Below are 24,244 nucleotides of genomic sequence, written 5' to 3'. Positions count from 1 at the left end.
GGAACGCTATGACGGACTGGCATACACGGGCCATTATTTACCAGATTGATACCGCACTCTTTTATGATTTGAACGGCGATGGCTGCGGGGACATCGCCGGGATAGCGGCCAAGCTCCGCTACATTCGCCGGATGGGGGCGACGGTTATCTGGATCACCCCGTTTTACCTCACCCCCTTTCTCGACGAAGGCTATGACGTCAGCGACCATCTCCAGGTGGACCCCCGCTTCGGAAAGCTGGCCGATATTATTGCCCTTGTCGAACAGGCCCGCGAGCTGGGCATGCAGGTCATTATTGAGCTGCTGATCCAGCACACCTCCGACGCGCATCCCTGGTTCCAGCAGGCGCGCCGCAACCCGGCGTCACCCTACCGGGATTACTACCTCTGGTCAGATACTGACGAGGACGATACGCCCCCCATGTTTCCCGGCGTCGAAAAGAGCATCTGGAGCTGGGACGACGAGGCGGGACAATACTACAGGCACATGTTCTATCGCCACGAACCGGACCTAAACCTGACCTCGCCCGCGGTGCTGAAAGAGATTGAGAACATCATCCTCTTCTGGCTCAAGCTGGGCGTATCGGGGTTCCGCCTGGATGCCGCCTCCCACCTGACCACGCAGGCGGGAAACGGTGATGAAAAAAAGGGGCTGTGGATCCTCGAGCATATGCGGCGTCTTATTGAGCAAAATAATCCGGAGGCGATCCTGCTGGGTGAAGTGGACGTCGAGGTGGAGGCCTATCAGGACTACTTTGGCAATAATGACCGCCTGAATCTGGTGCTCAATTTCTGGCTCAACAAATATTTCTACGTAAGCCTGGCCCGCAAACGCGCCCGCCCGCTGCGCAACGCGGTGAAGAAGATGATCGTCCCGCCTGACTCCTGCTGTTTTGCCAACTGGCTGCGCAATCACGACGAGCTGGATCTGGAAGGCATCAGCAAGATAGACAAACAGTTTGTCCTCGATACCTTCGCCCCAGATGAGGAGATGAACGTCTATCAGCGCGGGATCCGCCGCCGCCTGGCGCCGATGCTAAACGGCGAGCAAAAGCGGCTGGCATTCTGTCATGCGGTGCTCTTTTCCCTGCCCGGCGTGCCGGTGATGCGCTATGGCGATGAGATAGGCATGGGGGATGACCTCGAACTGGAGGAGCGCTACGCCGTCCGCACGCCGATGCAGTGGGCGGGATCGCAAGGCGGTGGTTTTTCAGCGGCCGATCCGGGTAAATTTATTGCGCCGATTATCGACCACGGCCCTTATCGCTATCAGAAAATCAACGTCGCCGATTCGCTGCTCCACCGCAACTCGCTCCTGCACCGGATTATTGATATCGCCAATACACGCTCGGAGTTTCCCGAAATCGCCGTTGCGCCCTTTAGGCTCCTCACCATCGACAGTGACGCGGTGCTGGGGATCTATTACGAAACCGAAGAACGCAGCATCCTGACATTTTTTAACTTCAGCGACCAGCAGGTACGGTTCACCGTAAAGGGGATCCGCAACGCCACCTGGACCGCCTGTCTCGCGGACAAACGCTACGATGACGCGCTGGTTTGCGGTAAAACCGTCGAGCTCAGCCTTGGCGGCTACGGTTATCGCTGGTTCTGGACGCACCGCAGCGCGCTGCGCTGATTACGGTTTCCGGCGGGTTAGCAAACGCGTTAATACAATCCCCGCCACCGCAAGGGCCCCTAACGCCACTTTGCCCGGCATACCGGAGGTCACGGACGTCGCGCGGGTTTTCGCTTCGTCAGTAAAACGGCCATGGATCTTGTGCAGGTCATTAACCGGCTGGTCGAGATAGTCCCGGCGGTCCAGTGCGTTCAGATCGTCGGTCATCTGACCTTCCCAGGCTTTCTTCACCATCAGCCGGTCCAGAAAACCCGGGAAGAGGAACTGCCCGACAATCGACTGGATGATGCTGCTGCCTACCCACAGCTCGCGCACCGGCTTTTGCGCCACCCTGAAGATGGCGCTGGCGGCGACTTCAGGCTCGAAAACCGGCGGTACCGGACGCATCGCCCAGGCAAACTTGTTCCTTGCCCATTCAAACTGCGGCGTGTTAAGCCCCGGCATCTGCACCATCGAAAGCTGAACCCGGCTGTTCTCGTGCATCAGCTCGATACGTACCGCGTCGGTGAAACCGCGGATCGCCGCTTTGGCCCCGCAGTAGGCGGACTGCAGGGGGATGGAACGGTAGGCCAGCGCGGACCCCACCTGAATAATGACGCCCCTGTCGCGCGGAACCATAAGCTCGAGCGCCGCGCGGGTACCGTTCACGTAGCCGAGGTAGGTTACCTCAGTTACGCGACGAAACTCGTCCGGCGTAAGGGTGCGAAACGGTGCCAGCACGGCGCCCATGGCATTGTTGACCCACACGTCAATCGCCCCAAGGCGATACTCAATCTCGTTGGCCGCATCCACCACCGCCTGACTGTCGGCGACGTCAGCCTGCACGGCGTGGGCGTTAACGCCGAAGCGCCGCAACTCTTCCTGAGTGGAGTGCAGGCTGGCCTCATCGCGGGCGATGAGGCCGACATGGTAACCTGCTTTTGCAAAGCGCAGCGCCGTGGCTTTTCCCACGCCCGCCGTCCCACCGGTAATCACTATGACAGCCATAGAACCTCCACGTGAAATCAACCGTTATGCCCATCCGACAGGGTTGTCACCAGTTCAGCCAGCGCAAAATGCACCGCTTTTTCCACCACGTCCTGACAGTCGCCGGAGAAAAGCACGGTGCGGGTTTGCGTCTCGCCGCGTATATTCCAGCCAAAGCAGACCGTCCCCGCCGCCGTCCCATCGTCGCCCCCTTCAGGGCCTGCGTATCCGCTGATGGCGATGCTGATATCCGCCTGCGCGATGTCGCGGATGCTGGCGGCCATCTCGGCCACCGTCGGTTCGCTGACGGCGGTATAGCGCGCCAGCGTCTCAGGACGCACGCCGAGGATCCGCGCTTTGGCTTCGTCGCTGAATACGACCAGGCCAACATCATAAAAATCGGCGGTGTTCTCTTCCGCACAAAGCGCCACCGAGAGCTTTCCTCCCGTGCAGGATTCCGCCGTGGTTAAGCGAAGCCCGAGATCGGTTAATTTACTCGCCAGCTTTTTCGTCAGCTCGCCCACGGTAATATTATTGTCGTGAAAAAGATTGCTCATCTTGCCGCCTCTTATTTCTCGAAAGGAATGACTGAAATATGCCCATTGCGCTCAAGTATGGCATATTTAATGTCGCTTATTTCCGTAATGCCATTATTCTGACGCGCCGACACCAGAATATCATCACAGGACACATCGACTTTCTTCAGTTTATCGGCTAACGGCACGCCGTTCTCGACCAGAATTACAGGAGTACCATCGAGAATATTCTCCACCGGCGAGAAATATTTCTTCATCAGTCCGAAAATAATATCCACCACCACCAGCGTGGTAATGGTAATCATCGCGCCGGTAACGGAAAAATCCTGTCCGAGAAGCGCCTGCTGAGTAGCTTCACTGATTATCAGGAGCAAAATGAGATCGAAGCTGGTCATCTGCAGCAGCGCACGCCGCCCGGCCACTTTAAATACCACCACGAGAAATAGATAAATCGCCAGGGCACGAAAGACCATATCCATATCAGACTCCTAGGGGTAAATAAATTGCCAGAGGGTGATTTCCGGCTCGCTGTTTATGCGGATGGTCGTGTTCCATTTGCCGGCTCTCGAAGGCGTGGTGAAGAGTAACACCGCGAAGCGGTCTGACTTTTTCAGGTTGTTATAGACAAAATAGAGGGTCTTGCCACGGCTGAACATGCTGTCAGGCTGCGGCCAGACGCTGCCAGGCTCGTAAACATCGCTGCTCTCGCTGGCCATGCTGAGAACATAATTTCCCTCTGTTTGCACCGGGAACGCCAGCTCCATTCGCGTCTCCGTCTCCCGTCGTCCGAAGCGTTCGTACTTTATGGTCAGGGAGTTAGCGGAATTGGTTTTGACCGTATCGCTGACTAATCCGCTCGAAAACAGACCGGCGATGGCAGCGACGATAACACCCAACAGAACAATAAACCCCACCTGACGAAACGCGTATTCAAACGTCAGCAAGCGAAAACTTTCATCTATACCGGGTAACTTTTCATTTTCACGCTTCATGGTCATCGTCACCGTTTCGCTTATTATCCGATAATTTTGATTTCTCACGAGAATGTTTTTAGGACTTATCACATTTGCCACATAAAGAAATAGCAACAATACTTAATTAGTCAAGGCATCCAAAATGAAGGTTATACGATGAAATTATCGCTTATTTCCGCTTTTTTGATATTTATGGTCCCCACCGCCTTCGCAGATAATAACGGCGGGTTACAAAAAGGTGAAGCGCCGCCCCCGCCCCATGCGCTGGATAGCGGATATCGTGGAACCGACGACGCGCGTATTATGACCATCGATCAGGCAAAACAGATGCATGACGGTGCGACCATTTCATTGCGCGGTAATCTTATTGACGGTAGCGGCGATAAGTTTGTATTCCAGGATAAAACTGGAAAAATCGACGTTATTATTCCCCAGGCAGTCTTCGACGGCAGAACGGTAAAACCCGACCAGATGATCGGCATCAACGGTTCGCTTGATAAAAAATCATCTCCTGCCGTCGTTCGTGTCGATCGTTTACAGAAGTAATTCAGCGAAGCGTTAACGCTGCAACTATCCATCAAGGCTTAAGGAGTCAGCTATGAGTGATACACAACGTAAGAACGCTTACCCGAAACCCCCGTTCCCGGAACAGCCGCAGACGCCGCCGGGTCTGGCGTCAGAGATGCAACCCGTTCCCGACCATGGGGAAACCAGCTACAAAGGCCATGGCCGTCTTGCAGGCAAAAAAGCGCTGATCACCGGCGGTGACTCTGGTATCGGCCGCGCCGTCGCCATCGCCTATGCCCGCGAAGGGGCGGACGTCGCCATCAACTACCTGCCGGAAGAGGAAAAAGACGCCGCAGAGGTCATCGACCTGATCGAAGCGGAAGGCCGCAAGGCCGTCGCGCTGCCGGGGGATATCCGGGACGAGACCTTCTGCCAGAATCTGGTCGAAGAAGCCGTCTCGAAGCTGGGCGGGCTGGATATTTTGATCAATAACGCAGGCCGTCAGCAGTACCGGGAATCCCTGGAAGAGCTGACCACCGAAGACTTTGACGCGACGTTTAAAACCAACGTCTACGCGCCCTTCTGGATCACCAAGGCGGCGCTGCGCCACCTGAAAGCCTCGTCCGTTATTATTAATACCTCCTCCGTTCAGGCGGTGAAGCCCAGCCCGGTGCTGCTGGACTACGCCCAGACGAAAGCCTGCCTGGCGGTCTTTACCAAGTCCCTGGCCAAGCAGCTGGGGCCGAAAGGCATTCGCGTCAACGCGGTCGCACCCGGTCCTTACTGGACGGTGCTCCAGTCCAGCGGCGGCCAGCCGATGGAAAAAGTGAAGGAGTTTGGCGGCGATACGCCGCTGGGACGTCCGGGTCAGCCCGTCGAGATTGCTCCGCTGTACGTTACGCTGGCCTCGGATGAATGTTCATTTACGTCCGGCCAGGTGTGGTGTTCTGACGGCGGTGACGGCGTGATCTAACCGCTTCTCCCTTCCCCTCCGAAATGAGCAATAAATGAACAAGGACGTTCGCGCTTATTCCCCTGCCGAAAAACATGTTGTAACTCAATCAGATCAAATGTTAAAAATATTTTGCTATCAGGTTATCAAAATTAAACAACTTAACTTGTCACCCGCATCGCTCTGTTTTTAACATCGCCTATGGAAAAAAATGGTCTGTTCAGTCAGCGCATACGCTTGCGCCATTTGCATACATTTGTGGCCGTCGCTCAACAGGGAACGCTGGGGCGTGCGGCTGAAACTCTCAACCTGAGCCAGCCCGCGCTCTCGAAAACCCTCAACGAGCTGGAACAGCTGACCGGCGCCCGTCTTTTCGACCGCGGTCGGCTGGGCGCGCAGCTTACCATCGTGGGCGAACAGTTCCTGACGCACGCCGTTAAGGTGCTGGATGCGCTTAATACCGCAGGCCAGTCGCTGCACAGAAAAGAAGAGCTCTCCGGTGAGGTGGTGCGCGTGGGTGCCCTGCCCACCGCCGCGCTCGGCATTCTTCCGCCGGTAATTGGCCAGTTCCACAAGCAGCAGCGGCATACCACGATTCAGGTCGCCACCATGAATAACACCATGCTGCTCGCGGGGCTGAAATCGGGCGAGCTGGATATCGGTATCGGCCGCATGTCCGACCCAGAACTGATGGGCGGCCTCAATTACGAACTGCTGTTCCTGGAATCCCTGAAGCTGGTGGTTCGTCCCGATCACCCTCTGCTGCAGGACACGGTGACCTTAAGCCGCGTCATGGAGTGGCCGGTGGTGGTATGTCCAAAAGGGACCGTTCCGCGCCAGGCCGCCGAAAGCCTGCTGCAACTGCAGGGGTGTACGCTACCCTCGGGGTGTATCGAAACGCTGTCGGCCTCGCTGTCACGCCAGCTCACGCTCGACTATGACTACGTCTGGTTCGTCCCCTCCGGCGCGGTAAAAGATGACCTGCGCCAGGGCACGCTGACCGCTCTGCCGGTAACGGCCCCCGGCGCCGGTGAACCTATCGGCATTTTGACCCGAGTAGATGCCCCTCTCTCAACGGGTGCGCAGACGCTGCTCAGCGCCATCCGTAAATCGATGCCGGTTTAATACCCCTCACCCTAACCCTCTCCCCTAAAGGGGCGAGGGAACAGACCTGCGCGTTAATCAAATAATGCGAAATCATTCATTAACAATTGCGTAAAACAATTTAACAGTTTTATCATAGCCGTGAATTCACCAAATGGTTCACAAACGATTTGATAAAAACGAATTAACCCGTACTAATCATCAATCCCACCGCATTTATTACCCAACTGGTACATACCCGACACGGCGGCGGGATCTAAAGGAGAGAGAAATGGCATTTGGCAGCGCGCCGCGCGGAATACCTCGTATTCTGCAGTGGCTTTTAGCCGGACTGATGTTGCTCATCGGTCTGGCCGTCGGCGGATTAGGCTTTAAGCTCGCCACCGTGGGAGGAAGTCTTTACTTCCTGATAATGGGCGTGGTAATGGTGATTTCCGCCATCCTCATTTTCCGCAACCGCACCAGCGGGATCCTGCTTTACGCCATCGCATTTATTGCCTCGCTGGTCTGGGCGGTAAGCGATGCGGGCTGGGATTTTTGGCCGCTCTTCTCGCGCCTGTTTACCTTTGCCGTACTGGCGTTCCTGAGCGCCATCGTCTGGCCCTTCCTGCGCACGGCTAACCACGCGGCAGCGAACAAGGCGCCCGCGTTCGGCGTTGCGGCCGTGCTCGCCGTGGCCATGCTGGTCAGCCTGGGCTGGATGTTTAAGCCGCAAACCCTCGTGGCGGCGAACGAGCCCGTTCCGGTGAAGCCCGTCGCACCCGGCGAGCAGCAAAAGAACTGGGAACACTGGGGCAATACCACCCACGGCGATCGTTTTGCCGCGCTGGACCAGATCAACAAGCAAAACGTCAGCTCGCTGAAAGTCGCGTGGGTCGCTCACACCGGCGATATCCCGCAGAGCAACGGCTCCGGCGCGGAAGATCAGAACACGCCTCTGCAGATTGGCGACACCCTGTATGTCTGTACGCCGTACAGTAAGGTGCTGGCGCTGGACGTGGATTCCGGTAAAGAAAAATGGCGTTACGATTCAAAAGCCACCGCGCCTAACTGGCAGCGCTGCCGCGGTCTGGGCTACTTTGAAGACCATTCAAGCGTGACAACGTCACAGGCAGAAACACAGCCTGCGGCATGTCCTCGCCGTCTGTTCCTGCCGACCACCGATGCCCGCCTGATTGCCATCAATGCGGATAACGGCAAGGCATGCGACGACTTTGGCGACCACGGCACCGTGGATCTGAGCGTCGGCATGGGCGAAATCAAACCGGGGTATTATCAGCAGACCTCCACGCCGCTGGTTGCCGGTAACGTCGTTGTCGTCGGCGGTCGCGTCGCGGATAACTTCTCCACCGGCGAACCGCCGGGCGTGGTGCGCGCGTATGACGTTCACACCGGTAAGCTGGCCTGGGCGTGGGATCCGGGTAATCCGAACCTCACCGGCCTGCCGCCGGAAGGTCAGACCTACACGCGCGGCACGCCGAACGTCTGGTCTGCCATGTCTTACGACGCTAAGCTGAACCTGATCTACCTGCCAACCGGCAACGCCACGCCAGACTTCTGGGCGGGCGAGCGCACCGCCCTGGACGACAAGTACAGCTCTTCTATCGTCGCCGTTGACGCCACCACCGGTCAGGTGCGCTGGCATTTCCAGACGACCCACCACGATCTGTGGGACTTTGACCTCCCTTCCCAGCCGCTGCTGTACGACCTGCCCGACGGTAAAGGCGGCACCACGCCGGTACTGGTGCAGACCAGCAAGCAGGGCATGATCTTCATGCTTAACCGCGAAACCGGCAAGCCGGTGGCGAAGGTGGAAGAACGTCCGGTACCGGCCGGTAACGTTGAAGGCGAACGCTACTCGCCGACCCAGCCGTATTCCGTGGGCATGCCGATGATTGGCAACCATACGCTGACCGAATCCGACATGTGGGGCGCAACCCCTGTCGACCTGCTGCTGTGCCGCATTCAGTTTAAAGAGATGCGCCATCAGGGCGTCTTCACCCCGCCGGGTCTCGACCGTTCCCTGCAGTTCCCCGGCTCGCTCGGCGGGATGAACTGGGGCAGCGTCTCGGTTGACCCGAACAACAGCCTGATGTTCGTCAACGATATGCGCCTGGGGCTGGCAAACTACATGGTGCCGCGCGCGAACGTGGCGAAAAACGCCAGCGGCATTGAGATGGGTATCGTCCCGATGGACGGCACGCCGTTCGGCGCAATGCGCGAACGCTTCCTGTCGCCGCTGGGCATTCCGTGCCAGAAGCCGCCGTTTGGCACCATGTCTGCGGTCGATCTGAAATCCGGCAAGCTGGTGTGGCAGGTTCCTGTCGGCACGGTGGAAGATACCGGCCCGCTGGGCATCCGCATGCACATGCCGATCCCAATCGGGATGCCAACGCTGGGCGCGTCGCTCTCTACCCAGTCCGGCCTGCTGTTCTTTGCCGGCACCCAGGATTTCTACCTGCGCGCGTTTGATACCGCCACCGGGAAAGAGATCTGGAAAGACCGTCTGCCGGTCGGCAGCCAGTCCGGTCCGATGACCTACGTGTCGCCGAAAACCGGTAAACAGTACATCATCATCAACGCCGGGGGCGCTCGTCAGTCGCCGGATCGCGGTGATTACGTTATCGCGTACGCGTTACCTGATAAGAAATAAGATGTGAAAAAGGGACCGAAAGGTCCCTTTTTTTTGCCCGGTGGCGCTTCGCTTACGCGGGCCTACGGGCCGGATTTTGTAGGTCGGGTAAGCGAAGCGCCACCCGACACGGCTGGCGACTCAGAACGTCTCCCAGTTATCCCCGGAAACCGTTGCCACAGGGCGTAGCGGCGCATTCTGCTGCACCGGCGCGAGTGTCGCCGCGCGGTTTGGCTTCGCGCCGCTCAACCGAAACGCCCCCACCGCCTCGGTCAGACGCGCGCCCTGTTCTTCAAGAGACGCGGCCGCCGCGGAGGCCTCTTCCACCAGCGAGGCGTTCTGCTGGGTCACTTTATCCATCTCCGAAATCGCCTGGCTCACCTGAACGATACCCCGGCTCTGTTCATCGGACGCAGCGGCAATCTCCAGCATGATATCGGTGACGCGCTTAACGGCGTCGACGATTTCATTCATGGTGTTACCGGCGGCGACAACTTCGCCGGAGCCCTGGTCGATCAGCGAAACGGATTCGTTGATCAGGCTTTCGATCTCTTTTGCGGCATTGGCGCTGCGGCTTGCCAGCGTACGGACTTCACTTGCCACCACGGCAAATCCGCGTCCCTGTTCACCCGCCCGCGCCGCTTCCACCGCCGCGTTCAGCGCCAGGATATTGGTCTGGAAGGCGATGCTGTTAATCACGGCGGTAATCTCAGAGATCTTCTTCGAGCTGCTGGAGATGTTGCCCATGGTTTTCACCACGCCGGAGACCATCTGGCCGCCGCGGCTGGCTTTGCCGGAGGCATCTTCCGCCAGCTTGCTGGCGTGGTGCGCGTTATCGGCGTTCTGTTTCACCGTCGCGGTCAGCTGTTCCATGCTCGCGGCGGTCTGTTCGATGGCCGCGGCCTGCTGCTCGGTGCGCGAAGAGAGATCGGTGTTACCGGCAGAAATCTCGCTGGTGCCGCGATAGATTTCCTCGGCTCCCTGGCGTACGGTGCCCACGGTGTTTTCCAGCGAGTGCTGCATGGTTTGCAGATCGCGCGTCAGGCACCCAATTTCGCTGCGGCCCGCCGCGTCGTCCGGCATCGTCAGGTCGCCTTTGGCGATATTCTCGATACGTTTCGCGGCACGCTGCAGCGGATGAATGACCGTGCGGCGCAGCACGACAAAGGTCATCGCCGTCAGCACCAGCGCCAGCGCAAACGCGCCCACCATAAACATCAGGCCCAGCTGCGTGCGGCTGTGCGCCTGTGCCGTCAGCGCGCTCGCGCGGTCGGTACGGATCTTAATCGCCTTCAGCAGCACGGCGTTGTAGGCGTCATCCAGCGGGCGCGCCGTCTCGTTTTCGTGGTTAATAATCGCCTCAAACATGCCGTTTTTGGCGAATTTGACCATCGGCTGCATGCCCGCGGTATAGGCGTCGTAGCGCGCCTTCAGGTCCGCATCCAGCGCTTCATCCTGAGCGGTACGAACGGCGCGATTCATATACGCGGTAAAGCTATCCTGAGACTGCTTGATGCGCGTTTCCGCCTCGCTGATGTTCTGCTTCATCGCGTCCATCTCCGCGATACGGCTTGCCGCACCGGCGTGGATCAGGTTGATACGCGCGGTTCGCAGATGGTTTGAGCTGTTCGACAGCCCCATACGCACCTGAATTTCGGATGTAACATCCTGCTGATCGCGATCGGCCTGCAGCAGAAAATAACCCGCCAGACCCGAGCTCAAGGCAAACAGAAGAATAATGCCACCGAGAATGGAGGAAAACAGCGGAACCAGCCTGATGTGATGCAAGAAGCCCAGCGTGCGCTGCGGCTGCATCGAAGAAGTGTTGTCCATGACCGTCGACTCTCTTGTAGGGAAGATGCGTTAAAACACGCCTGTTAAATAGTCATCGGCACGGCACAGATTTAGATTACGGCTAAAAACGCCGCACTGGTCACACTTTAGAGAAGATTATTAAAGAAACGCCAGCGGCGAAAAACCGCTGGCAGAAGAGTTACTTGTCGCCGAAGTGGATAACGGTACGGATGGATTTTCCGTCGTGCATCAGATCGAACGCCTCGTTGATCTGCTCCAGCGGCAAACGGTGGGTGATGAACGGGTCGAGCTGAATCTTGCCAGCCATGGCGTCTTCAACCATACCCGGAAGCTGGGTGCGTCCCTTCACGCCGCCAAACGCGGAACCGCGCCACACGCGACCGGTGACCAGCTGGAATGGGCGGGTTTTAATCTCCTGGCCCGCACCGGCCACGCCAATGATGATGCTCTCGCCCCAGCCTTTGTGGCAGCACTCCAGCGCGGAACGCATCACGTTGACGTTGCCGATACATTCGAAGCTGAAGTCTACGCCGCCGTCTGTCATCTCAACGATGACCTCCTGAATCGGCTTCTCGTGATCTTTCGGGTTCACGAAATCGGTCGCGCCCATTTCGCCCGCCAGCTTGAATTTCTCGGGGTTGGTGTCGACCGCAATGATACGCCCGGCCTTCGCCTGCACCGCGCCCTGAATAACCGCCAGACCAATGCCGCCGAGACCGAATATCGCCACGGTATCACCCTCTTTGACTTTTGCCGTGTTATGCACCGCGCCAATACCGGTGGTCACGCCGCAGCCCAGCAGGCAGACCTTATCCAGCGGCGCCTGCGGGTTCACCTTCGCCAGCGAGATCTCCGCGCAAACGGTGTATTCGCTGAAGGTGCTGGTGCCCATGTAGTGATAAACCGGCTCGCCGTTGTACGAGAAACGGGTCGTGCCGTCCGGCATCAGCCCTTTGCCCTGCGTGGCGCGAACGGCCTGGCAGAGGTTGGTTTTGCCGGATTTACAGAACTTGCACTCGCCGCACTCTGCCGTGTAGAGCGGGATCACGTGATCGCCAGGCTTCAGGCTGGTCACGCCCTCGCCCACTTCAACGACAACCCCGCCGCCTTCATGGCCGAGTACCGCCGGGAAGACGCCTTCCGGATCGTCGCCCGAGAGGGTAAACGCATCGGTATGGCACACGCCCGTATGGGTGATTTTGATCAGCACTTCGCCTTTTTTCGGCGGTGCCACGTCGATTTCAACGATTTTGAGCGGCTGGCCGGGGCCAAATGCGACAGCAGCGCGAGATTTCATAGGTTTTCCCTTTTGTCAGGTGTGTGGGTTTATTTTAGATAAGCGCGCAGCAAATGGCCGACTTCCGCCATGCGAACGGCTCGCTGGTCCGGCGTTGTCTCTCCCGCCACCAGCTCGTCTTTGAGGTGAATTTCAACCATTTCGCCCATCAGGCCATTGGCAGCGCCGCGCACGGCGGCAATTTGCTGCAGGATGGACAGACAGGGATCGCCCGCCTCCAGCGCGCGTTCAAGGGCATCAACCTGGCCCCGAATGCGACGAACGCGGGTAAGAATACGTTTTTTATCTTCGGGTGAATGCGGCATACGCCCTCCTGATACTATAGGGGGGTATGGTACCTATTTTATCCTTAAGATGTAAACACTCTGTTTTTTATGGTTAATGCGCATTTCGTTGACGTTACGAATTACTCCGGCAGCGCTATCCCTGAAATCTCAGTACAAAGATTAATGAGACGATCCTGCAATGCGACGTCGTGCGCCTGCGGATTAGCCGTCATGCGCCTCATGTGGTAGAAATATTTCCCCGTTACGTCAGCCTCAGAATCACGGCTGGCGGCAAGCCAGGCCTGAGTCAGGTGCGCCTGGTCCATATCGTCCGGGGCATGCGGCCCCCCCATCTTTGTCGGCACCCAGCCAGGCTCGAGGCTGTTACTACGCACATCACGCCAGCGACGCGCCAGAGCAAAAGCCAGCATAGCGTCGTGCAATTTACTCTCCGCATAGGCGGCGGACCCATTCCAGCGACGTTTGCGCCAGAGAATATCATCCAGGTTTGCCCGGGCATGATGATGCATACCCGAACTCAGATAGACGAGGCGCTGTGGACGTTCAATCACCGCGGTGAGGATGTAAGCCGAGAGCGTGTTGATCGCGAAAACGTGCGGCAGCCCGTCGCGGGTCACGCGATACGCTTCATTGTAGCCAACGGCAGCATTGTGGATGACGGCATCGAAGCGTCCCAGGGCGTTCACACGTAATGCCGTTTGCCTGGCACCTTCAATCGTCTCCAGGTCACCGACAACGACGGCTTCAGCCTGCGGTAAGGCGCGTTGCGCATCTTCTGCACGGTTCGCATTACGCGCGTGCAACACAACCTGATGTCCTTGTTGAACCAGCAGTTCGGCTGCCATCAGACCCAGGCCTGTGGACGAACCGGAGATGAAAATGCGTGACATACAATTTCTCCAGATTAGTAAACCGACAGCAAAGGCTGCCGGCTCGAATGTTTATTCAGGATTGCTGCATGCGAGACGCGCTCGCAATCAGTGCACCCAGCAGCGCACAGACCGCACCAGACAGATATACAGCGGCATAACTAAACTGACCGGCGATCAGGCCAGCTACCGGCCCGGCGATTCCATAAGCGACATCCAGAAATGCAACGAATGCGCCCATTGCACTGCCGCGGTTGGCTTGTGGAACACGTCTTAGGGCTTCGACGCCCAGTGCGGGGAAAACCAGCGCACAGCCCAGTCCGGTAACCAGAGCACCTGCAAGTGCCATCCATTCGTTTGAACCCAACCACAACATTGCCTGGCCTAGCGCTTCAACCACCAGTGACCAAACCGCAACGCGATAGCCGCCTATTTGGTCCGGCAGATGCCCCAGGGCGAGGCGAACGAAAATAAAACCCAGACCAAACGCAGTCATCACCAGGCCGGCGTTCTGCCAGTGATGTGCCGCAAAGTACAGTGAGGCAAAAGCGGTTAGTCCTGACAACCCAACGCCCTGCAGCATTAATCCCAGCCCTTCGCGCCAGATGCGCCCTACTACGCGATGGAATGGCAGTCGCGGACCTCCTGGCGATATATATGATGGGGTACAAAATGCAACCAGAGCGGCCAACATCGGTGCAGCAATACAGGCAATCATCGCCATTGTGAGGCTGTAATGCTGATATAACGCCATGCCAACAGGAGCACCAATCGACAGCGCCGCGAACATCGCGATGCCGGTCCAGGACATGGACATACCGGCGCGCTGAGGGCCAACTGAGGCAATGGCCCAGGACACACATCCCGTCACGAACTGACTTTCGCCAAAACCGGCCATCAGACGACCTGCGATAACAATGCAAAGGGTTGCAGCAGGCGATAAATCAGTTACCGAAGCCACCAGATACAGCGCCCCTGCTATCGCTGAAAGGATTGCTCCCTGAAGTGCAGAACGTTTACCGCCCTGCTGGTCTGTAACCCGTCCGGCATAGCCGCGGGTCAGAACGGTGGCCAGAAACTGGATGCCGATCACCAGTCCCACCACGAGGTTACTGAAGCCGAGATGGCCATGGATGAACAATGGAATCACCGGCAGTGGCAGTCCGACTGCCAGATAGCCAAAGAAAAGTACGGCAATAACGCCCGTTGCCGGGCGGGGAAGCAGGACGCGCGGGGTGTTATCCTCCGCAAACCGCTTAATGGCGCGGGCTCCCATGTCATTATCCTTTATGAAATATGATTAAGAGGGTTAAACGGCCCGGTGTATCAGGCCGCTCTGTCATCAGGATGCTTCAAAAAGATCGATGTGATAGCCGCTGGCGTTGAGCAGGTAATCACGAGAAACGGTTATCTCTGTACTGAGCGCCGCCAGATCAATATCCACCAACTTGCCCGCACGTTTACGAAGCTGGCCGGCCACCATCACGGTATCCACATCAGACCGCTCTATCGCCTGCACGACGGTACCAATTACGTTGGATACCGGGAAAACAGCGGCTCCGCTGGTGCGAACCATGATAATGTCGGCCTGCTTGCCTGGCGTAAGGGTGCCAATCTGGTCCTCCAAACCGGCCGCACGCGCGCCATTAACAGTTGCTGCTTTAAGGACGTCCTCGGCCGTGATGGGTGACGGCACATTGTCCTCACCACGGAAGCGACGGTAGCGCATAGCCGATCGCTGTTGCCCGAACAGAGCGTGCATTTCCCCGAACATATCGCTGCCAAAGGCAGTATCAAGGTCAATGCCCAGTGCCGGGGTCAAGCCGCGATCGACAGCCTGCTGGTAGGCAAAACTTTCATCGTCGAAGCCAAATAGCGCATCCGACCGTGGATTGACCGTGATGTTCACTCCTGAATCGGCCAGGAGCTTCCACGTATCCTGAGGAACCCTCGAACAGTGATTGAAGATGTTATGTGTGCCCAGTACGCCCGGCGTGGCAAACTCAGGGCCGAGATTGGCGAGATCGCCGATGAATTCGGTCAGAATGCGCATGTCGAGTTTGCGAGCGACCTTCCACCAGTCAAGATTGAGCTGACCAAACAGACCAACGTGCACCAGGCTGTCACTAGTATTCCAGCTTCGAGACAGCCGCTCCAAATCGGCAGGCAAATGCGCCGACGAAGCTTCTTTATCCATTGCTGCACCGACCATATGTAACGCACGGATGCCGCTTTCCTTTAGAGCATCTAATGCTGCATCAGTATGCTCGGGGCTGCGCGAGTTGTGGCAGGCATCAATGATGGTAGTAATACCAGCGTCCAATGAGGCAAGTGCCGTGAGCCTGGTACTTAGGTACATGTCCAGGGGACGATAATGTTTGCCCAGTTTCTCTGCGACCACATCGATGTAAGCAAAAAGATCGTCGACATTTGGCATCATGCGGCGCATTACGCCAAGCCACATATGGTGGTGAGCATCCACCAGGCCGGGCATAACAATATGGCCAGATGCATCGATTACCTGGGCATCATCCGCCTGCAGTTCCGGACCCACTGCTGCGATACGGTCGCCATGGACGAGAACATCGCCCACGGAGAGGTTGGGAATATTGGCATCCAGAGTAAGGATGATGCCGCCTTTAAAAAGAGTGCGCGTCGTTGTCATTTCGTATTCCTCAGGGTTAAGTGATGCCGTTCGTTGCGAGGTTCGCCCAGCCGGAGACAGGTAAAATAGCGCCCAGCAACGAATTGGCTGACACAATAGGTTGCGCACCATTTTTGATAAAGGTAGTTTTATGCAAATTATATTTGAATAAATTCAAAGGTGAGTCTCTATGAGTTTTGACGGAAGGCTTCTGTCAGGATTGAGCGTGTTGGCCGCAGTTGTCGAGGCGGGTAGTTTCAGTCGCGCTGGCGAGATGCTGGGACTGTCCGCTTCTGGCGTGAGCAGATCGATAGATCGTCTTGAAGAGAGGCTCGGAGTGCGCTTGCTAAACCGTACGACGCGTACGATGAACCTGACGAACGAAGGCCGGGCTTTGTATGAGCGCGCCTCGCCACACCTTGAAGGGATTGAAGTTGCGGCAAGCTACGTATCCGGTGCCGCCACTGCTGTACGAGGATCATTACGAGTCAGCGTTAATCCAATCTTTGCCCGTTATATTTTGGCCCCGAAACTGCCTCTTTTGCGCGAACGTCATCCGGAACTGGAACTTACAGTAGTCCAGCAGCCTGACGTAGGGGATCTTGTGACAGAGGGTATAGATGTTGCGGTGCGTTTCGGGCCGCAGCTCCCCTCAACTATTTCTTCGAAATTGCTCTTTCAGACGCGCGTACTCACCGTGGCATCACCGGCATATCTGAAACGGCATGGTCGACCTGAGCATCCTGAGGAACTAGTCACGCATGAGTGCATTCAGTATATCGATCCTCGCCGCGGGAAACCGTTTGAGTGGGAATTCCGTCGCGATCGCGAAGTAATGGCTATTGATACTTATGGTCATTTGACGACAACCGATGTAGATCTGATGGTGCAATCCTGCGTAAGTGGTGTTGGTATTGCCCAGGTACTTTCACTCAGCGTCACGCAATTGATTGCTGACGGAGTGTTGATCGAACTTTTTCCGGAATGGCCAGGCGAAACCTATCCGCTGTATATCACGCGGCCATCTCGTCGACTGCCCCCCGCTGCTGTTGAAGCCTTTATGGAATTTTGCGCTGAAATTTGCGCAAATCATGAAGCGAACTGAAAAAAACTATCAGCTGTTGGACGTACTTTAGCGGCGAGCAGCTGATAGCCTCAGCGATACTCACGAAATTTGTCTGTTCACAAACATGACCCCATTCATTTATCCCTTATTCGATATTATTTACTCTGCCTCAACATGTACGCTGATATTCAGCCGTTTTGCTTCCATGGATATCATTTTTTGGGCAAGAGCCATATTGCCGCCATGTACTTGATCTATTAAGTGTTGAACGAGAGTCATCATCAAATAATCCTTATTAGCCGGATAAAATTCGGTCATATCAATCCCGCTATCCTGCAGCTGCTGGTGCGTAGATCTCTCCGTTTCAGCAACTATTTCGGCTACTCTGGCCTGCATCTTGTCGATTTGCTCAAATACAATACGGTTTATGATTTCGATTTGTTCTGGCTTTAAGTCCTTTTCCATCATTACCTCTCATAAAATTTTGTAGCTAAGAAAATTTGGATTATGACAAACCTAATATAAGTATAGAAAGTGAGTCTTCATTCATCATTCAGCAGTATCTTAGGTACGACGGAACGATTAATGCCGTACAACGATATACCGCCAGTATACCCTCTCCATAATCAGCAAGATCGGTCAGGATTTTGGCCGTTCGGTGAGGCAAAGTAGGTCATCAGGAGGATGCAATGAACGATGCAATCAAAACGGCCTACCGCGAGCGCTTCACGACGGTGTGCGACTATATCGCCCAACATCTCGATGAACCGCTCACGCTGGAGATGCTTAGCGCGTTAGCCTGCTGTTCGCCTTATCATTTTCACCGGCAGTTCCTGGCGTTTAGCGGCCAGCCTTTGTATCGCTATATTCAGTGGCTGCGCCTGCGTCATGCGTCCTGGCGACTGGCGTTTAATCCTCAGGATAAGGTGATTGATATTGCGCTAGATGCCGGGTTCCAGAGCCCTGAATCGTTCAGTCGCGCCTTCAGAAACGCGTTTGGAAAAAGCCCGCGTCAGTTTCGGCAGCAGCCGGACTGGCTGAACTGGCACCAGCGCGTACCGAAAATGACCTTTCAGGAGCAAAAAACGATGGAAATTAAGATTGTCGATTTCCCACAGACCCAAGTGGCAATGCTGCAGCACCGTGGCAACCCGGATCGGGTAAATGACAGCGCGGCGAAATTTATTGCCTGGCGTAAAAGCACGGGCCTATCGCCAGTACACGAAAGCAGCACGTTTGGTATTGCCTGGGATGACCCGGCAACCACACCCGCAGACGCCTTTCGTTTCGATATCTGCGGCAGTATCTCTGAAGCGATACCCGAAAATGAATTCGGGGTTTGCAGTGGCGAAATCGACGGCGGACGATACGCCGTAGCCCGCCACACGGGTTCTCTGGATACCATTTCCGCCACGGTGTGGGCGATGTTTCGCGACTGGCTACCGGCCAGCGGCGAAACGCTGCGCGATGCCCCGGTATTTTTCCACTACCTCAACTTTATTCACGAGGTGCCGGAACACGCGCTGCAAACGGATATCTACCTGCCGTTAAATTGACGATCCGTTACAGACCGTCCTTTCTGCCGGGTGGCACTGCGCTTACCCGGCCTACCGTCCCCTACAGCCTGCGCCAGCATCTGCAGTTCCTCCTTCAGCCAGCGGGTCGCGCCCCGCTGGCCGCTGCGTTTATGCGAGTAAATTTTCACTTCAAACGTGCCTATCGGAAACGGTAACGCAAAAATCCGGAGATCCGCTGTCTTAATCAGCTTCTCCGCGGCATAGCGGGGGATCGCCATCAGCAGGTCACTTTCCGCTACGATAAACGGTGCGCTGAGCATCGACGGCGTTTTGATCGCGATTTGTCGGGTATAGCCCAGTTGCTCAAGCCGCACGTCCAGAACACCCTGCTTCTCATTCCACGGCGTCACCACCAGGTGCCGGGCCGCGAGATAATCCTCCAGCGTCAGCCGGGTCCGGCTTGCGTTGCTGATGACCACATACTCATCTTCAAACCAGCCGATCTCTTCCAGTTCCGGATGACGGATATCCTCCGGCGTGCTGAAGCCCAGCGCCAGATCCACCTCGCCCGCCAGCAGTTCCGTCAAAGCCGGGCTGTGCGGCAGGTAGCGCAATTCAAAGCGTAAACCCGGGGCTGTAAGCTGCAGCCTGTGCATCAGAGCCGGAAAAATGCAAAGCGCGGTAAAGTCCGTTATCGCAATCTGAAGGCTCTCCGTACTGCTGGCTGCATCAAACTCCGGCTGCGGGGTCAGCTCATGATTCAGGAACGACAGTGCGGAAGCAATCGAAGGCGCGAGCTGAGAGGCATACACGCTGGGGGACATGCGGTGCCCTTCGCGGAAGAACAGCGGGTCATTCAGGGTGGCACGCAGACGCGACAGCGCATGGCTGAGCGCGGATGTGCTCATCGCCAGCTCGTCAGCGGCCAGCCGAACGGAACGGTGGCGGTATATCGCGTCGAAAACGGGCAGCAGGTTCAAATCAAGCCGTCTCAGTATCGGATGCATAATATTCATCATATGTTGATTTCATTGCACTTAATTCTTCAGACAATACGCCGTATGCTTAACGCCATCAATCAGGACGCACGCTAAAAAGCAGGTAAAACAATGAGTATTACCCTTCGCCAGGCCCGCCCCGAAGATGCGGCGGCCATTTACGCCATGATTTACGAGCTGGCGGTGTATGAAAAAGCCCCGGAAGAAGTGGTTACCACACCGGAGGAGATCCGGGAAACGCTCTTTGGCGCAGGCACAAAAACCGAAGCGCTGATCGCGGAGTCTGATGGCAAGATCGCCGGCTACGCCGTGTTCTTCACCAGCTATTCAACCTGGCTTGGCCGCAACGGGATTTATATGGAAGATCTGTATGTTTCCCCAGCTTATCGCGGCCTGGGGGCGGGAAAAGCACTGCTGAAACATATCGCCCAGCTCGCCGTACAACGGCAGTGCGGTCGCCTTGAATGGAGCGTGCTGGACTGGAACCAGCCCGCCATCGATTTTTATCTGAGCATTGGCGCGCTGCCGCAGTCCGAATGGGTGCGCTACCGTCTTGACGGAGAAGCGTTGCTCAAATTTGCCGAATAGCGGCACGTCATATCCGAGAAGATCCCGCCCCGCGGGATCGCGCTTTCCTGCGTCGATCCCGTCTCAACAGTTTCTGAATTTATGCTACCCTTCCATAAATTTCATCAACATAGTGCAGAATGCCATGACGACAGCCCCATTTATCCGCCCACAACTTACCCTGCCAGACGGCGCTGACAAACTGCTGCTGCACTCCTGCTGCGCCCCCTGCTCCGGTGAAGTGATGGAGGCTATTCAGGCGTCGGGCATTGAGTACACCATTTTCTTCTATAACCCCAATATCCATCCGCAAAAGGAATACCTCATTCGTAAGGAGGAGAATATTCGCTTTGCGGAAAAGCACGGCGTGCCGTTTGTTGATGCCGATTACGACACCGATAACTGGTTTGAGCGCGCGAAGGGCATGGAATGGGAACCCGAGCGCGGCGTCCGCTGCACCATGTGCTTCGATATGCGTTTCGAGCGCACGGCGCTCTATGCGGCAGAAAATGGATTCAGCGTTATCAGCAGCTCGCTGGGGATCTCCCGCTGGAAGAACATGTAGCAAATAAACGACTGCGGCCAGCGTGCGGCCGCGCGCTATCCGGGTATGGTTTACTGGGACTATAACTGGCGCAAACAGGGCGGCTCCTCACGCATGATTGAGATCAGCAAGCGGGAACAGTTTTACCAGCAGGAATATTGCGGGTGCGTTTATTCGCTGAGGGACAGTAACCTGCACCGTAAGTCTCAGGGTCGGCCGCTGATCCGCATCGGGAAACTGTATTACGGTCAGGATGACAATGAGAAATAACGGGTTCCCGGTATAGAGATATATCCTAAAACCGCCCTGTCAGGTGCCGAATTTAGCCTTGCGTCTCCCACATCTGCAAAGAGCGGCTATCCTTTAACTATCAACAAAAGGAGGCAACAATGTCTGATATCGGTACTGATAAAAACACCCAGTTTGCTGAAGAAAAAGCAAAAAATAAATTTGATGAACTTGCAGGTTCAGCCCAGCAGCAGTTTGGTGAATTCGTTGATTCACCAAAGCATCAGGTTAAAGGTGCCGCGAAAAAATACGCCGCTCAGGCCAGCGATGCCGTTTCCGACGTCACAGAAGCGGTCAGAAATAATCCCCTCACCGGCCTCATCGCCGCGGGTGCTGTCGGTATTGTTCTCGGCCTGTTGCTGGGACGTAAATAATCAAGGCCCTTCGGGGCTTTATTTTTTTAGCTAAAAAGCCTCACCATGCGGTCTAACTCTTCCTCTTTCACTGCGCGCGACAAATAATAACCCTGGAAATTCTTCACCCCCAGCTCGACTAATTTTTCAAACTTCTCTTCACTGTCCACCCCCTCGGCAATGCAGTCCGTTCCGGTCATATCGCTGTAGATTTGAATGGCCTTAATAAGATTATAGTCATTGTCGTTCGCCACAAAATGCTCAACGATGTCCCGGTCCAGTTTTAACCCGTCAAAATGCACCTGTCTCACCGGGAACATGGTGTGATGGTTAGAGAAACAGTCGTCCAGAAAGAGTCTGCATCCGGTATTGCGAAGGTGCCGCATCGTTTCGGGGATGTTTTTATCTTTCGTCACATCAATGTCTTCCGCAAACTCAAAGACAAGCTTTTCAGCCCACTGGGGCTTAAGCAGCATGCCGATAGCTTTCCTGGCCATCTCGGGCAATGCATTTCCGGACGCCAGGCGAGGTGGAATATTGACTGAAAAATAAAATTTTCCATTATATTTATTAATACCCGACACCGCGGCGTGGATAACCAGCGCCGTGATTTTCAGCCATATTTCATGATTAACAATATCATTCAGAAAACAGGCTGGCTTAACGATTCTTCCGTTCTTATTCCAGCGAATCAGTATTTCAAAGCCCACCCCTTTCTTATCGCGATCGGTAATGATCTGATAAGCGGGGAATATTTCCCGCCTTAACAACGCATTGAAGATCTCGGCTTCCTTTTCTGAAAACCCCTCTTTTTGACGCTGGCGCTTAACGCTTCTTTCCATCTTGAAACTGTGCGGATCGTTTAACCATCGCTTAATATGTTGTAATTTTTGCACGCCTTCTTTACGATGGGTGTAAACCGTTTTGTTCGACAATCCCAGCCTGTCGCACAATTCTTTTACGGACATGCCGCGATAAAAATTTAATAAAACCTCTATTTCTCTTCGTGTTAACCACCGCAGGTTTTCCTGAGGGGAATCTCCCATATAGCCGTCGCGCAATAAGCGCGAGCGGTCTTTAAACCCCTTATTGTGGGTATGGAAACAGGCAATAACATCGGAAACGCTGGCGATGCGAATCAATGATAATTGATGGCTATTATTTAACAGGCTGCTTAAGGTTCGATACAGCCAGCTGTCGGGAATGTCACCGTACAGCGTGACGCGTCGAATCACCGGCAGTGCATTCAGAACGCAGGCCAGCCGCTTCAGGCTTTCAAGGAGATTAACAACCCCTTTCCCGAGAAACACGACGATGTGAGCATTATGATTAATAAGCATATTTTCCCTATCCTGCTCGCACGCGTCATCTCCCTGAAAGTGGACATGCGTAGCCTCAATGCCGTACTTTTCAAGCATCAATGCATAACCCTGGAACGTAAAACCGCAGGTTGAAATGACAAATCGCCGTTCGTCGCAAGCAACATTTCTGAGAGAAACTTTATGAGTCATAACCTGCTCCTGGGCACAAAAAGCGCCATTCTTATTATGAATGCGGAATTATTATCATCCGGTGAATATAGGAATTTTACCCCACGCCACGAGGTTAAGATACTGTTATCAGCATTACTCGCCGGAACATCTTTGCGTTAATCACCCCGCTTCTGCAGATAAATGTAAATATATCTTTCTTTGCAAATAACGACCGCAAATCGTTTTTTCTCAGGTATAATGAAAATTCCGAAAAAGAAGACTGGATACTTCATCTATCGGTCCATCAAATACGAGAAAATGCTATGGATAATCACATCTCATCCAGGGCTTTGCTACATCGAAGGGATGTTATAAAAAACAACCCGCGATTTAGTGAGGCAATATTAGAGCACTACACAATTAATGACGCCATCTATAAAAAACAACCTTTGTTCTACAAGACAATGCTTCAGGAAGCACGGTTTAACATTATCCTCGCCATGTGTTGTTTTATTTTTGGCAATCAGGCCGAGTCAGTTTCTGAGATTAAAGAGTTATGCTCCCGCTATAAAATAGCCAGCCCCAATAGCGTTATTGCGATCATCACGATATTGAGAACCACCGGGCGCATCAGGACCTGGCGCTGCGAGGAAGACAGACGCAAAACGAGAATCGCGCCAACCGAAAAAGGCCTGAATGAACTTAAGCGATATATGTCCGGTGCTTTTTTGCCCGTCAGTATTCTTTACCCGGCATTTAATATCAACGTGAACCTACTGGACAACGATACGTTAAGAAATAACTTTTTCCGCCGCGCGGCGGAATATCTGTTCAGGGGATTAACGTTCAGAAAGGTGTTACCCGAGGTGGGGTTATTTATTGATAAAGATGGCGGCCGGATGATTATGCTTTATATCTATTTGCAGGCCATGAAAAACAAATCCGCTTACGGTGCCGTAATTGACTATTCAGCCAGCACGCTCGCAAAAGAATTTTTTGTTTCACGTATTCACGTCAACCGAATTATCAAATCGGCACAAGAGGCAGGTTATCTTAAGGATCGGGGTGATGGTCGGATATCAATATATCCGACATTTATCGAACTGGTCGAAAACTATGCCGGACTCTATTTCGCGTATGTCACACACTACATCAACGTGGTACCGAAAGAGCGACGTCAAACACATCACGTAACGACAGCGGTATAGTCAAAATGGCGTTC

23 protein-coding genes and 1 pseudogene are annotated in these 24,244 nt (G+C 55.1%); 11 read left to right on the top strand and 13 right to left on the bottom strand.

From position 1 onward, the window contains the following. Positions 1 to 8: 8 nt before the first annotated feature. The gene (locus FY206_RS12140) at positions 9 to 1,634 is read left to right on the top strand and encodes an alpha-amylase family protein (RefSeq protein ID WP_032640256.1); all 1,626 of its coding nucleotides are present in this window, start codon (positions 9 to 11) and stop codon (positions 1,632 to 1,634) included. Here FY206_RS12140 and FY206_RS12135 read toward each other — a convergent pair whose 3' ends face one another. Genes FY206_RS12135 through FY206_RS12120 form a run of 4 tightly spaced genes read right to left on the bottom strand, consistent with a single transcriptional unit; the run spans position 1,635 to position 4,128 of the window. Beyond that, on the bottom strand, positions 1,635 to 2,621 hold the full coding sequence (locus tag FY206_RS12135) for an SDR family oxidoreductase (RefSeq protein ID WP_032640258.1): 987 nt from the start codon (positions 2,619 to 2,621) through the stop codon (positions 1,635 to 1,637). It lies immediately after the preceding gene. 17 nt (positions 2,622 to 2,638) lie between these two features. Beyond that, complete coding sequence (locus FY206_RS12130) at positions 2,639 to 3,157, bottom strand: 2-oxo-tetronate isomerase (protein WP_032640260.1); 519 nt, start codon at positions 3,155 to 3,157, stop codon at positions 2,639 to 2,641. An 11-nt stretch (positions 3,158 to 3,168) separates the two neighbouring features. After that, entirely contained in the window at positions 3,169 to 3,615 is a 447-nt protein-coding gene (locus FY206_RS12125; RefSeq protein ID WP_032640261.1) for a DUF421 domain-containing protein, read from the bottom strand. Between the two features lie 9 nt (positions 3,616 to 3,624). Next, on the bottom strand, positions 3,625 to 4,128 hold the full coding sequence (locus FY206_RS12120; protein WP_032642573.1) for a hypothetical protein: 504 nt from the start codon (positions 4,126 to 4,128) through the stop codon (positions 3,625 to 3,627). A 138-nt stretch (positions 4,129 to 4,266) separates the two neighbouring features. Here FY206_RS12120 and FY206_RS12115 point away from each other — a divergent pair, with 138 nt between their 5' ends. The 4 genes from FY206_RS12115 (at position 4,267) to FY206_RS12100 (ending at position 9,326) form a co-directional block, all read left to right on the top strand. Then, positions 4,267 to 4,656 carry a YdeI family stress tolerance OB fold protein gene (locus FY206_RS12115; protein WP_032640263.1) on the top strand — a complete coding sequence of 130 codons (390 nt, stop codon included), beginning with the start codon at positions 4,267 to 4,269 and terminating at the stop codon, positions 4,654 to 4,656. Positions 4,657 to 4,708: 52 nt separating this feature from the next. Continuing rightward, positions 4,709 to 5,590: an SDR family oxidoreductase gene (locus tag FY206_RS12110; protein WP_032640265.1), complete on the top strand. Its 882-nt coding sequence runs from the start codon at positions 4,709 to 4,711 to the stop codon at positions 5,588 to 5,590. A 180-nt stretch (positions 5,591 to 5,770) separates the two neighbouring features. After that, complete coding sequence (locus FY206_RS12105) at positions 5,771 to 6,694, top strand: LysR substrate-binding domain-containing protein (RefSeq protein WP_045890144.1); 924 nt, start codon at positions 5,771 to 5,773, stop codon at positions 6,692 to 6,694. Positions 6,695 to 6,944: 250 nt separating this feature from the next. Further along, complete coding sequence (locus FY206_RS12100) at positions 6,945 to 9,326, top strand: glucose/quinate/shikimate family membrane-bound PQQ-dependent dehydrogenase (RefSeq protein ID WP_032640269.1); 2,382 nt, start codon at positions 6,945 to 6,947, stop codon at positions 9,324 to 9,326. A 120-nt stretch (positions 9,327 to 9,446) separates the two neighbouring features. On the opposite strand, the gene FY206_RS12095 is transcribed toward FY206_RS12100, so the two are convergent. From FY206_RS12095 to FY206_RS12070, 6 genes are all read right to left on the bottom strand, one after another. Continuing rightward, positions 9,447 to 11,138 carry a methyl-accepting chemotaxis protein gene (locus tag FY206_RS12095; protein ID WP_032640270.1) on the bottom strand — a complete coding sequence of 564 codons (1,692 nt, stop codon included), beginning with the start codon at positions 11,136 to 11,138 and terminating at the stop codon, positions 9,447 to 9,449. 160 nt (positions 11,139 to 11,298) lie between these two features. Further along, a complete protein-coding gene (locus FY206_RS12090; RefSeq protein WP_032640273.1) occupies positions 11,299 to 12,417 on the bottom strand; it encodes an S-(hydroxymethyl)glutathione dehydrogenase/class III alcohol dehydrogenase in 1,119 nt (372 codons plus the stop codon). Between the two features lie 29 nt (positions 12,418 to 12,446). Continuing rightward, a complete protein-coding gene (locus tag FY206_RS12085; RefSeq protein WP_032640275.1) occupies positions 12,447 to 12,722 on the bottom strand; it encodes a metal/formaldehyde-sensitive transcriptional repressor in 276 nt (91 codons plus the stop codon). A gap of 101 nt (positions 12,723 to 12,823) precedes the next feature. Next, positions 12,824 to 13,594 (bottom strand): SDR family oxidoreductase, encoded by a 771-nt coding sequence (locus tag FY206_RS12080; RefSeq protein ID WP_032640278.1) that lies wholly within the window; start codon positions 13,592 to 13,594, stop codon positions 12,824 to 12,826. A gap of 55 nt (positions 13,595 to 13,649) precedes the next feature. Further along, complete coding sequence (locus tag FY206_RS12075; protein WP_080500324.1) at positions 13,650 to 14,849, bottom strand: arabinose transporter; 1,200 nt, start codon at positions 14,847 to 14,849, stop codon at positions 13,650 to 13,652. A 66-nt stretch (positions 14,850 to 14,915) separates the two neighbouring features. After that, positions 14,916 to 16,238 carry an amidohydrolase family protein gene (locus FY206_RS12070; RefSeq protein ID WP_032640280.1) on the bottom strand — a complete coding sequence of 441 codons (1,323 nt, stop codon included), beginning with the start codon at positions 16,236 to 16,238 and terminating at the stop codon, positions 14,916 to 14,918. Positions 16,239 to 16,407: 169 nt separating this feature from the next. Between FY206_RS12070 and FY206_RS12065 the strand changes: the two genes are divergently transcribed. Next, the gene (locus tag FY206_RS12065; protein ID WP_032640281.1) at positions 16,408 to 17,322 is read left to right on the top strand and encodes a LysR family transcriptional regulator; all 915 of its coding nucleotides are present in this window, start codon (positions 16,408 to 16,410) and stop codon (positions 17,320 to 17,322) included. 120 nt (positions 17,323 to 17,442) lie between these two features. On the opposite strand, the gene FY206_RS12060 is transcribed toward FY206_RS12065, so the two are convergent. Further along, positions 17,443 to 17,748, bottom strand: coding sequence for a hypothetical protein (locus tag FY206_RS12060; RefSeq protein WP_032642577.1), 306 nt, complete (start codon positions 17,746 to 17,748; stop codon positions 17,443 to 17,445). Between the two features lie 224 nt (positions 17,749 to 17,972). Between FY206_RS12060 and FY206_RS12055 the strand changes: the two genes are divergently transcribed. Next, positions 17,973 to 18,839, top strand: a complete 867-nt coding sequence (locus tag FY206_RS12055) for an AraC family transcriptional regulator (RefSeq protein ID WP_032640284.1) — start codon at positions 17,973 to 17,975, stop codon at positions 18,837 to 18,839. Here the strand turns inward: FY206_RS12055 and FY206_RS12050 are convergent. After that, positions 18,821 to 19,819, bottom strand: coding sequence for a LysR family transcriptional regulator (locus FY206_RS12050; protein WP_229267743.1), 999 nt, complete (start codon positions 19,817 to 19,819; stop codon positions 18,821 to 18,823). The two genes, FY206_RS12055 and FY206_RS12050, sit on opposite strands and share 19 nt — an antisense overlap. 90 nt (positions 19,820 to 19,909) lie before the next feature. Between FY206_RS12050 and FY206_RS12045 the strand changes: the two genes are divergently transcribed. The 3 genes and pseudogenes from FY206_RS12045 to FY206_RS12035 all read left to right on the top strand — a co-directional run bounded on the left by FY206_RS12045 (position 19,910) and on the right by FY206_RS12035 (position 21,571). Beyond that, positions 19,910 to 20,386 (top strand): GNAT family N-acetyltransferase, encoded by a 477-nt coding sequence (locus tag FY206_RS12045; RefSeq protein WP_032640286.1) that lies wholly within the window; start codon positions 19,910 to 19,912, stop codon positions 20,384 to 20,386. Between the two features lie 124 nt (positions 20,387 to 20,510). After that, positions 20,511 to 21,179, top strand: a pseudogene (locus FY206_RS12040) (epoxyqueuosine reductase QueH). 119 nt (positions 21,180 to 21,298) lie between these two features. Further along, positions 21,299 to 21,571 carry an ElaB/YgaM/YqjD family protein gene (locus FY206_RS12035; protein ID WP_032640288.1) on the top strand — a complete coding sequence of 91 codons (273 nt, stop codon included), beginning with the start codon at positions 21,299 to 21,301 and terminating at the stop codon, positions 21,569 to 21,571. Between the two features lie 26 nt (positions 21,572 to 21,597). On the opposite strand, the gene FY206_RS12030 is transcribed toward FY206_RS12035, so the two are convergent. Then, positions 21,598 to 23,061 carry an EAL domain-containing protein gene (locus FY206_RS12030; protein WP_032640290.1) on the bottom strand — a complete coding sequence of 488 codons (1,464 nt, stop codon included), beginning with the start codon at positions 23,059 to 23,061 and terminating at the stop codon, positions 21,598 to 21,600. A gap of 284 nt (positions 23,062 to 23,345) precedes the next feature. Here FY206_RS12030 and FY206_RS12025 point away from each other — a divergent pair, with 284 nt between their 5' ends. Next, positions 23,346 to 24,230 (top strand): helix-turn-helix domain-containing protein, encoded by an 885-nt coding sequence (locus FY206_RS12025; protein ID WP_032640292.1) that lies wholly within the window; start codon positions 23,346 to 23,348, stop codon positions 24,228 to 24,230. Positions 24,231 to 24,244: the final 14 nt, after the last annotated feature.

This window comes from Enterobacter chengduensis (assembly GCF_001984825.2).
GTDB lineage: Bacteria > Pseudomonadota > Gammaproteobacteria > Enterobacterales > Enterobacteriaceae > Enterobacter > Enterobacter chengduensis.
The sequence above is the reverse complement of the archived record's forward strand: the minus strand, read 5'-3'. Positions and strand labels throughout refer to the sequence as shown.

Excerpts from the sequence above, each read along its gene's own strand:
- FY206_RS12140 (WP_032640256.1), top strand. The coding sequence starts at position 9 with ATGACGGACTGGCATACACGGGCCATTATTTACCAGATTGATACCGCA.
- FY206_RS12135 (WP_032640258.1), bottom strand. The coding sequence starts at position 2,621 with ATGGCTGTCATAGTGATTACCGGTGGGACGGCGGGCGTGGGAAAAGCC.
- FY206_RS12130 (WP_032640260.1), bottom strand. The coding sequence starts at position 3,157 with ATGAGCAATCTTTTTCACGACAATAATATTACCGTGGGCGAGCTGACG.
- FY206_RS12125 (WP_032640261.1), bottom strand. The coding sequence starts at position 3,615 with ATGGATATGGTCTTTCGTGCCCTGGCGATTTATCTATTTCTCGTGGTG.
- FY206_RS12120 (WP_032642573.1), bottom strand. The coding sequence starts at position 4,128 with ATGAAGCGTGAAAATGAAAAGTTACCCGGTATAGATGAAAGTTTTCGC.
- FY206_RS12115 (WP_032640263.1), top strand. The coding sequence starts at position 4,267 with ATGAAATTATCGCTTATTTCCGCTTTTTTGATATTTATGGTCCCCACC.
- FY206_RS12110 (WP_032640265.1), top strand. The coding sequence starts at position 4,709 with ATGAGTGATACACAACGTAAGAACGCTTACCCGAAACCCCCGTTCCCG.
- FY206_RS12105 (WP_045890144.1), top strand. The coding sequence starts at position 5,771 with ATGGAAAAAAATGGTCTGTTCAGTCAGCGCATACGCTTGCGCCATTTG.
- FY206_RS12100 (WP_032640269.1), top strand. The coding sequence starts at position 6,945 with ATGGCATTTGGCAGCGCGCCGCGCGGAATACCTCGTATTCTGCAGTGG.
- FY206_RS12095 (WP_032640270.1), bottom strand. The coding sequence starts at position 11,138 with ATGGACAACACTTCTTCGATGCAGCCGCAGCGCACGCTGGGCTTCTTG.
- FY206_RS12090 (WP_032640273.1), bottom strand. The coding sequence starts at position 12,417 with ATGAAATCTCGCGCTGCTGTCGCATTTGGCCCCGGCCAGCCGCTCAAA.
- FY206_RS12085 (WP_032640275.1), bottom strand. The coding sequence starts at position 12,722 with ATGCCGCATTCACCCGAAGATAAAAAACGTATTCTTACCCGCGTTCGT.
- FY206_RS12080 (WP_032640278.1), bottom strand. The coding sequence starts at position 13,594 with ATGTCACGCATTTTCATCTCCGGTTCGTCCACAGGCCTGGGTCTGATG.
- FY206_RS12075 (WP_080500324.1), bottom strand. The coding sequence starts at position 14,849 with ATGGGAGCCCGCGCCATTAAGCGGTTTGCGGAGGATAACACCCCGCGC.
- FY206_RS12070 (WP_032640280.1), bottom strand. The coding sequence starts at position 16,238 with ATGACAACGACGCGCACTCTTTTTAAAGGCGGCATCATCCTTACTCTG.
- FY206_RS12065 (WP_032640281.1), top strand. The coding sequence starts at position 16,408 with ATGAGTTTTGACGGAAGGCTTCTGTCAGGATTGAGCGTGTTGGCCGCA.
- FY206_RS12060 (WP_032642577.1), bottom strand. The coding sequence starts at position 17,748 with ATGGAAAAGGACTTAAAGCCAGAACAAATCGAAATCATAAACCGTATT.
- FY206_RS12055 (WP_032640284.1), top strand. The coding sequence starts at position 17,973 with ATGAACGATGCAATCAAAACGGCCTACCGCGAGCGCTTCACGACGGTG.
- FY206_RS12050 (WP_229267743.1), bottom strand. The coding sequence starts at position 19,819 with ATGATGAATATTATGCATCCGATACTGAGACGGCTTGATTTGAACCTG.
- FY206_RS12045 (WP_032640286.1), top strand. The coding sequence starts at position 19,910 with ATGAGTATTACCCTTCGCCAGGCCCGCCCCGAAGATGCGGCGGCCATT.
- FY206_RS12035 (WP_032640288.1), top strand. The coding sequence starts at position 21,299 with ATGTCTGATATCGGTACTGATAAAAACACCCAGTTTGCTGAAGAAAAA.
- FY206_RS12030 (WP_032640290.1), bottom strand. The coding sequence starts at position 23,061 with ATGACTCATAAAGTTTCTCTCAGAAATGTTGCTTGCGACGAACGGCGA.
- FY206_RS12025 (WP_032640292.1), top strand. The coding sequence starts at position 23,346 with ATGGATAATCACATCTCATCCAGGGCTTTGCTACATCGAAGGGATGTT.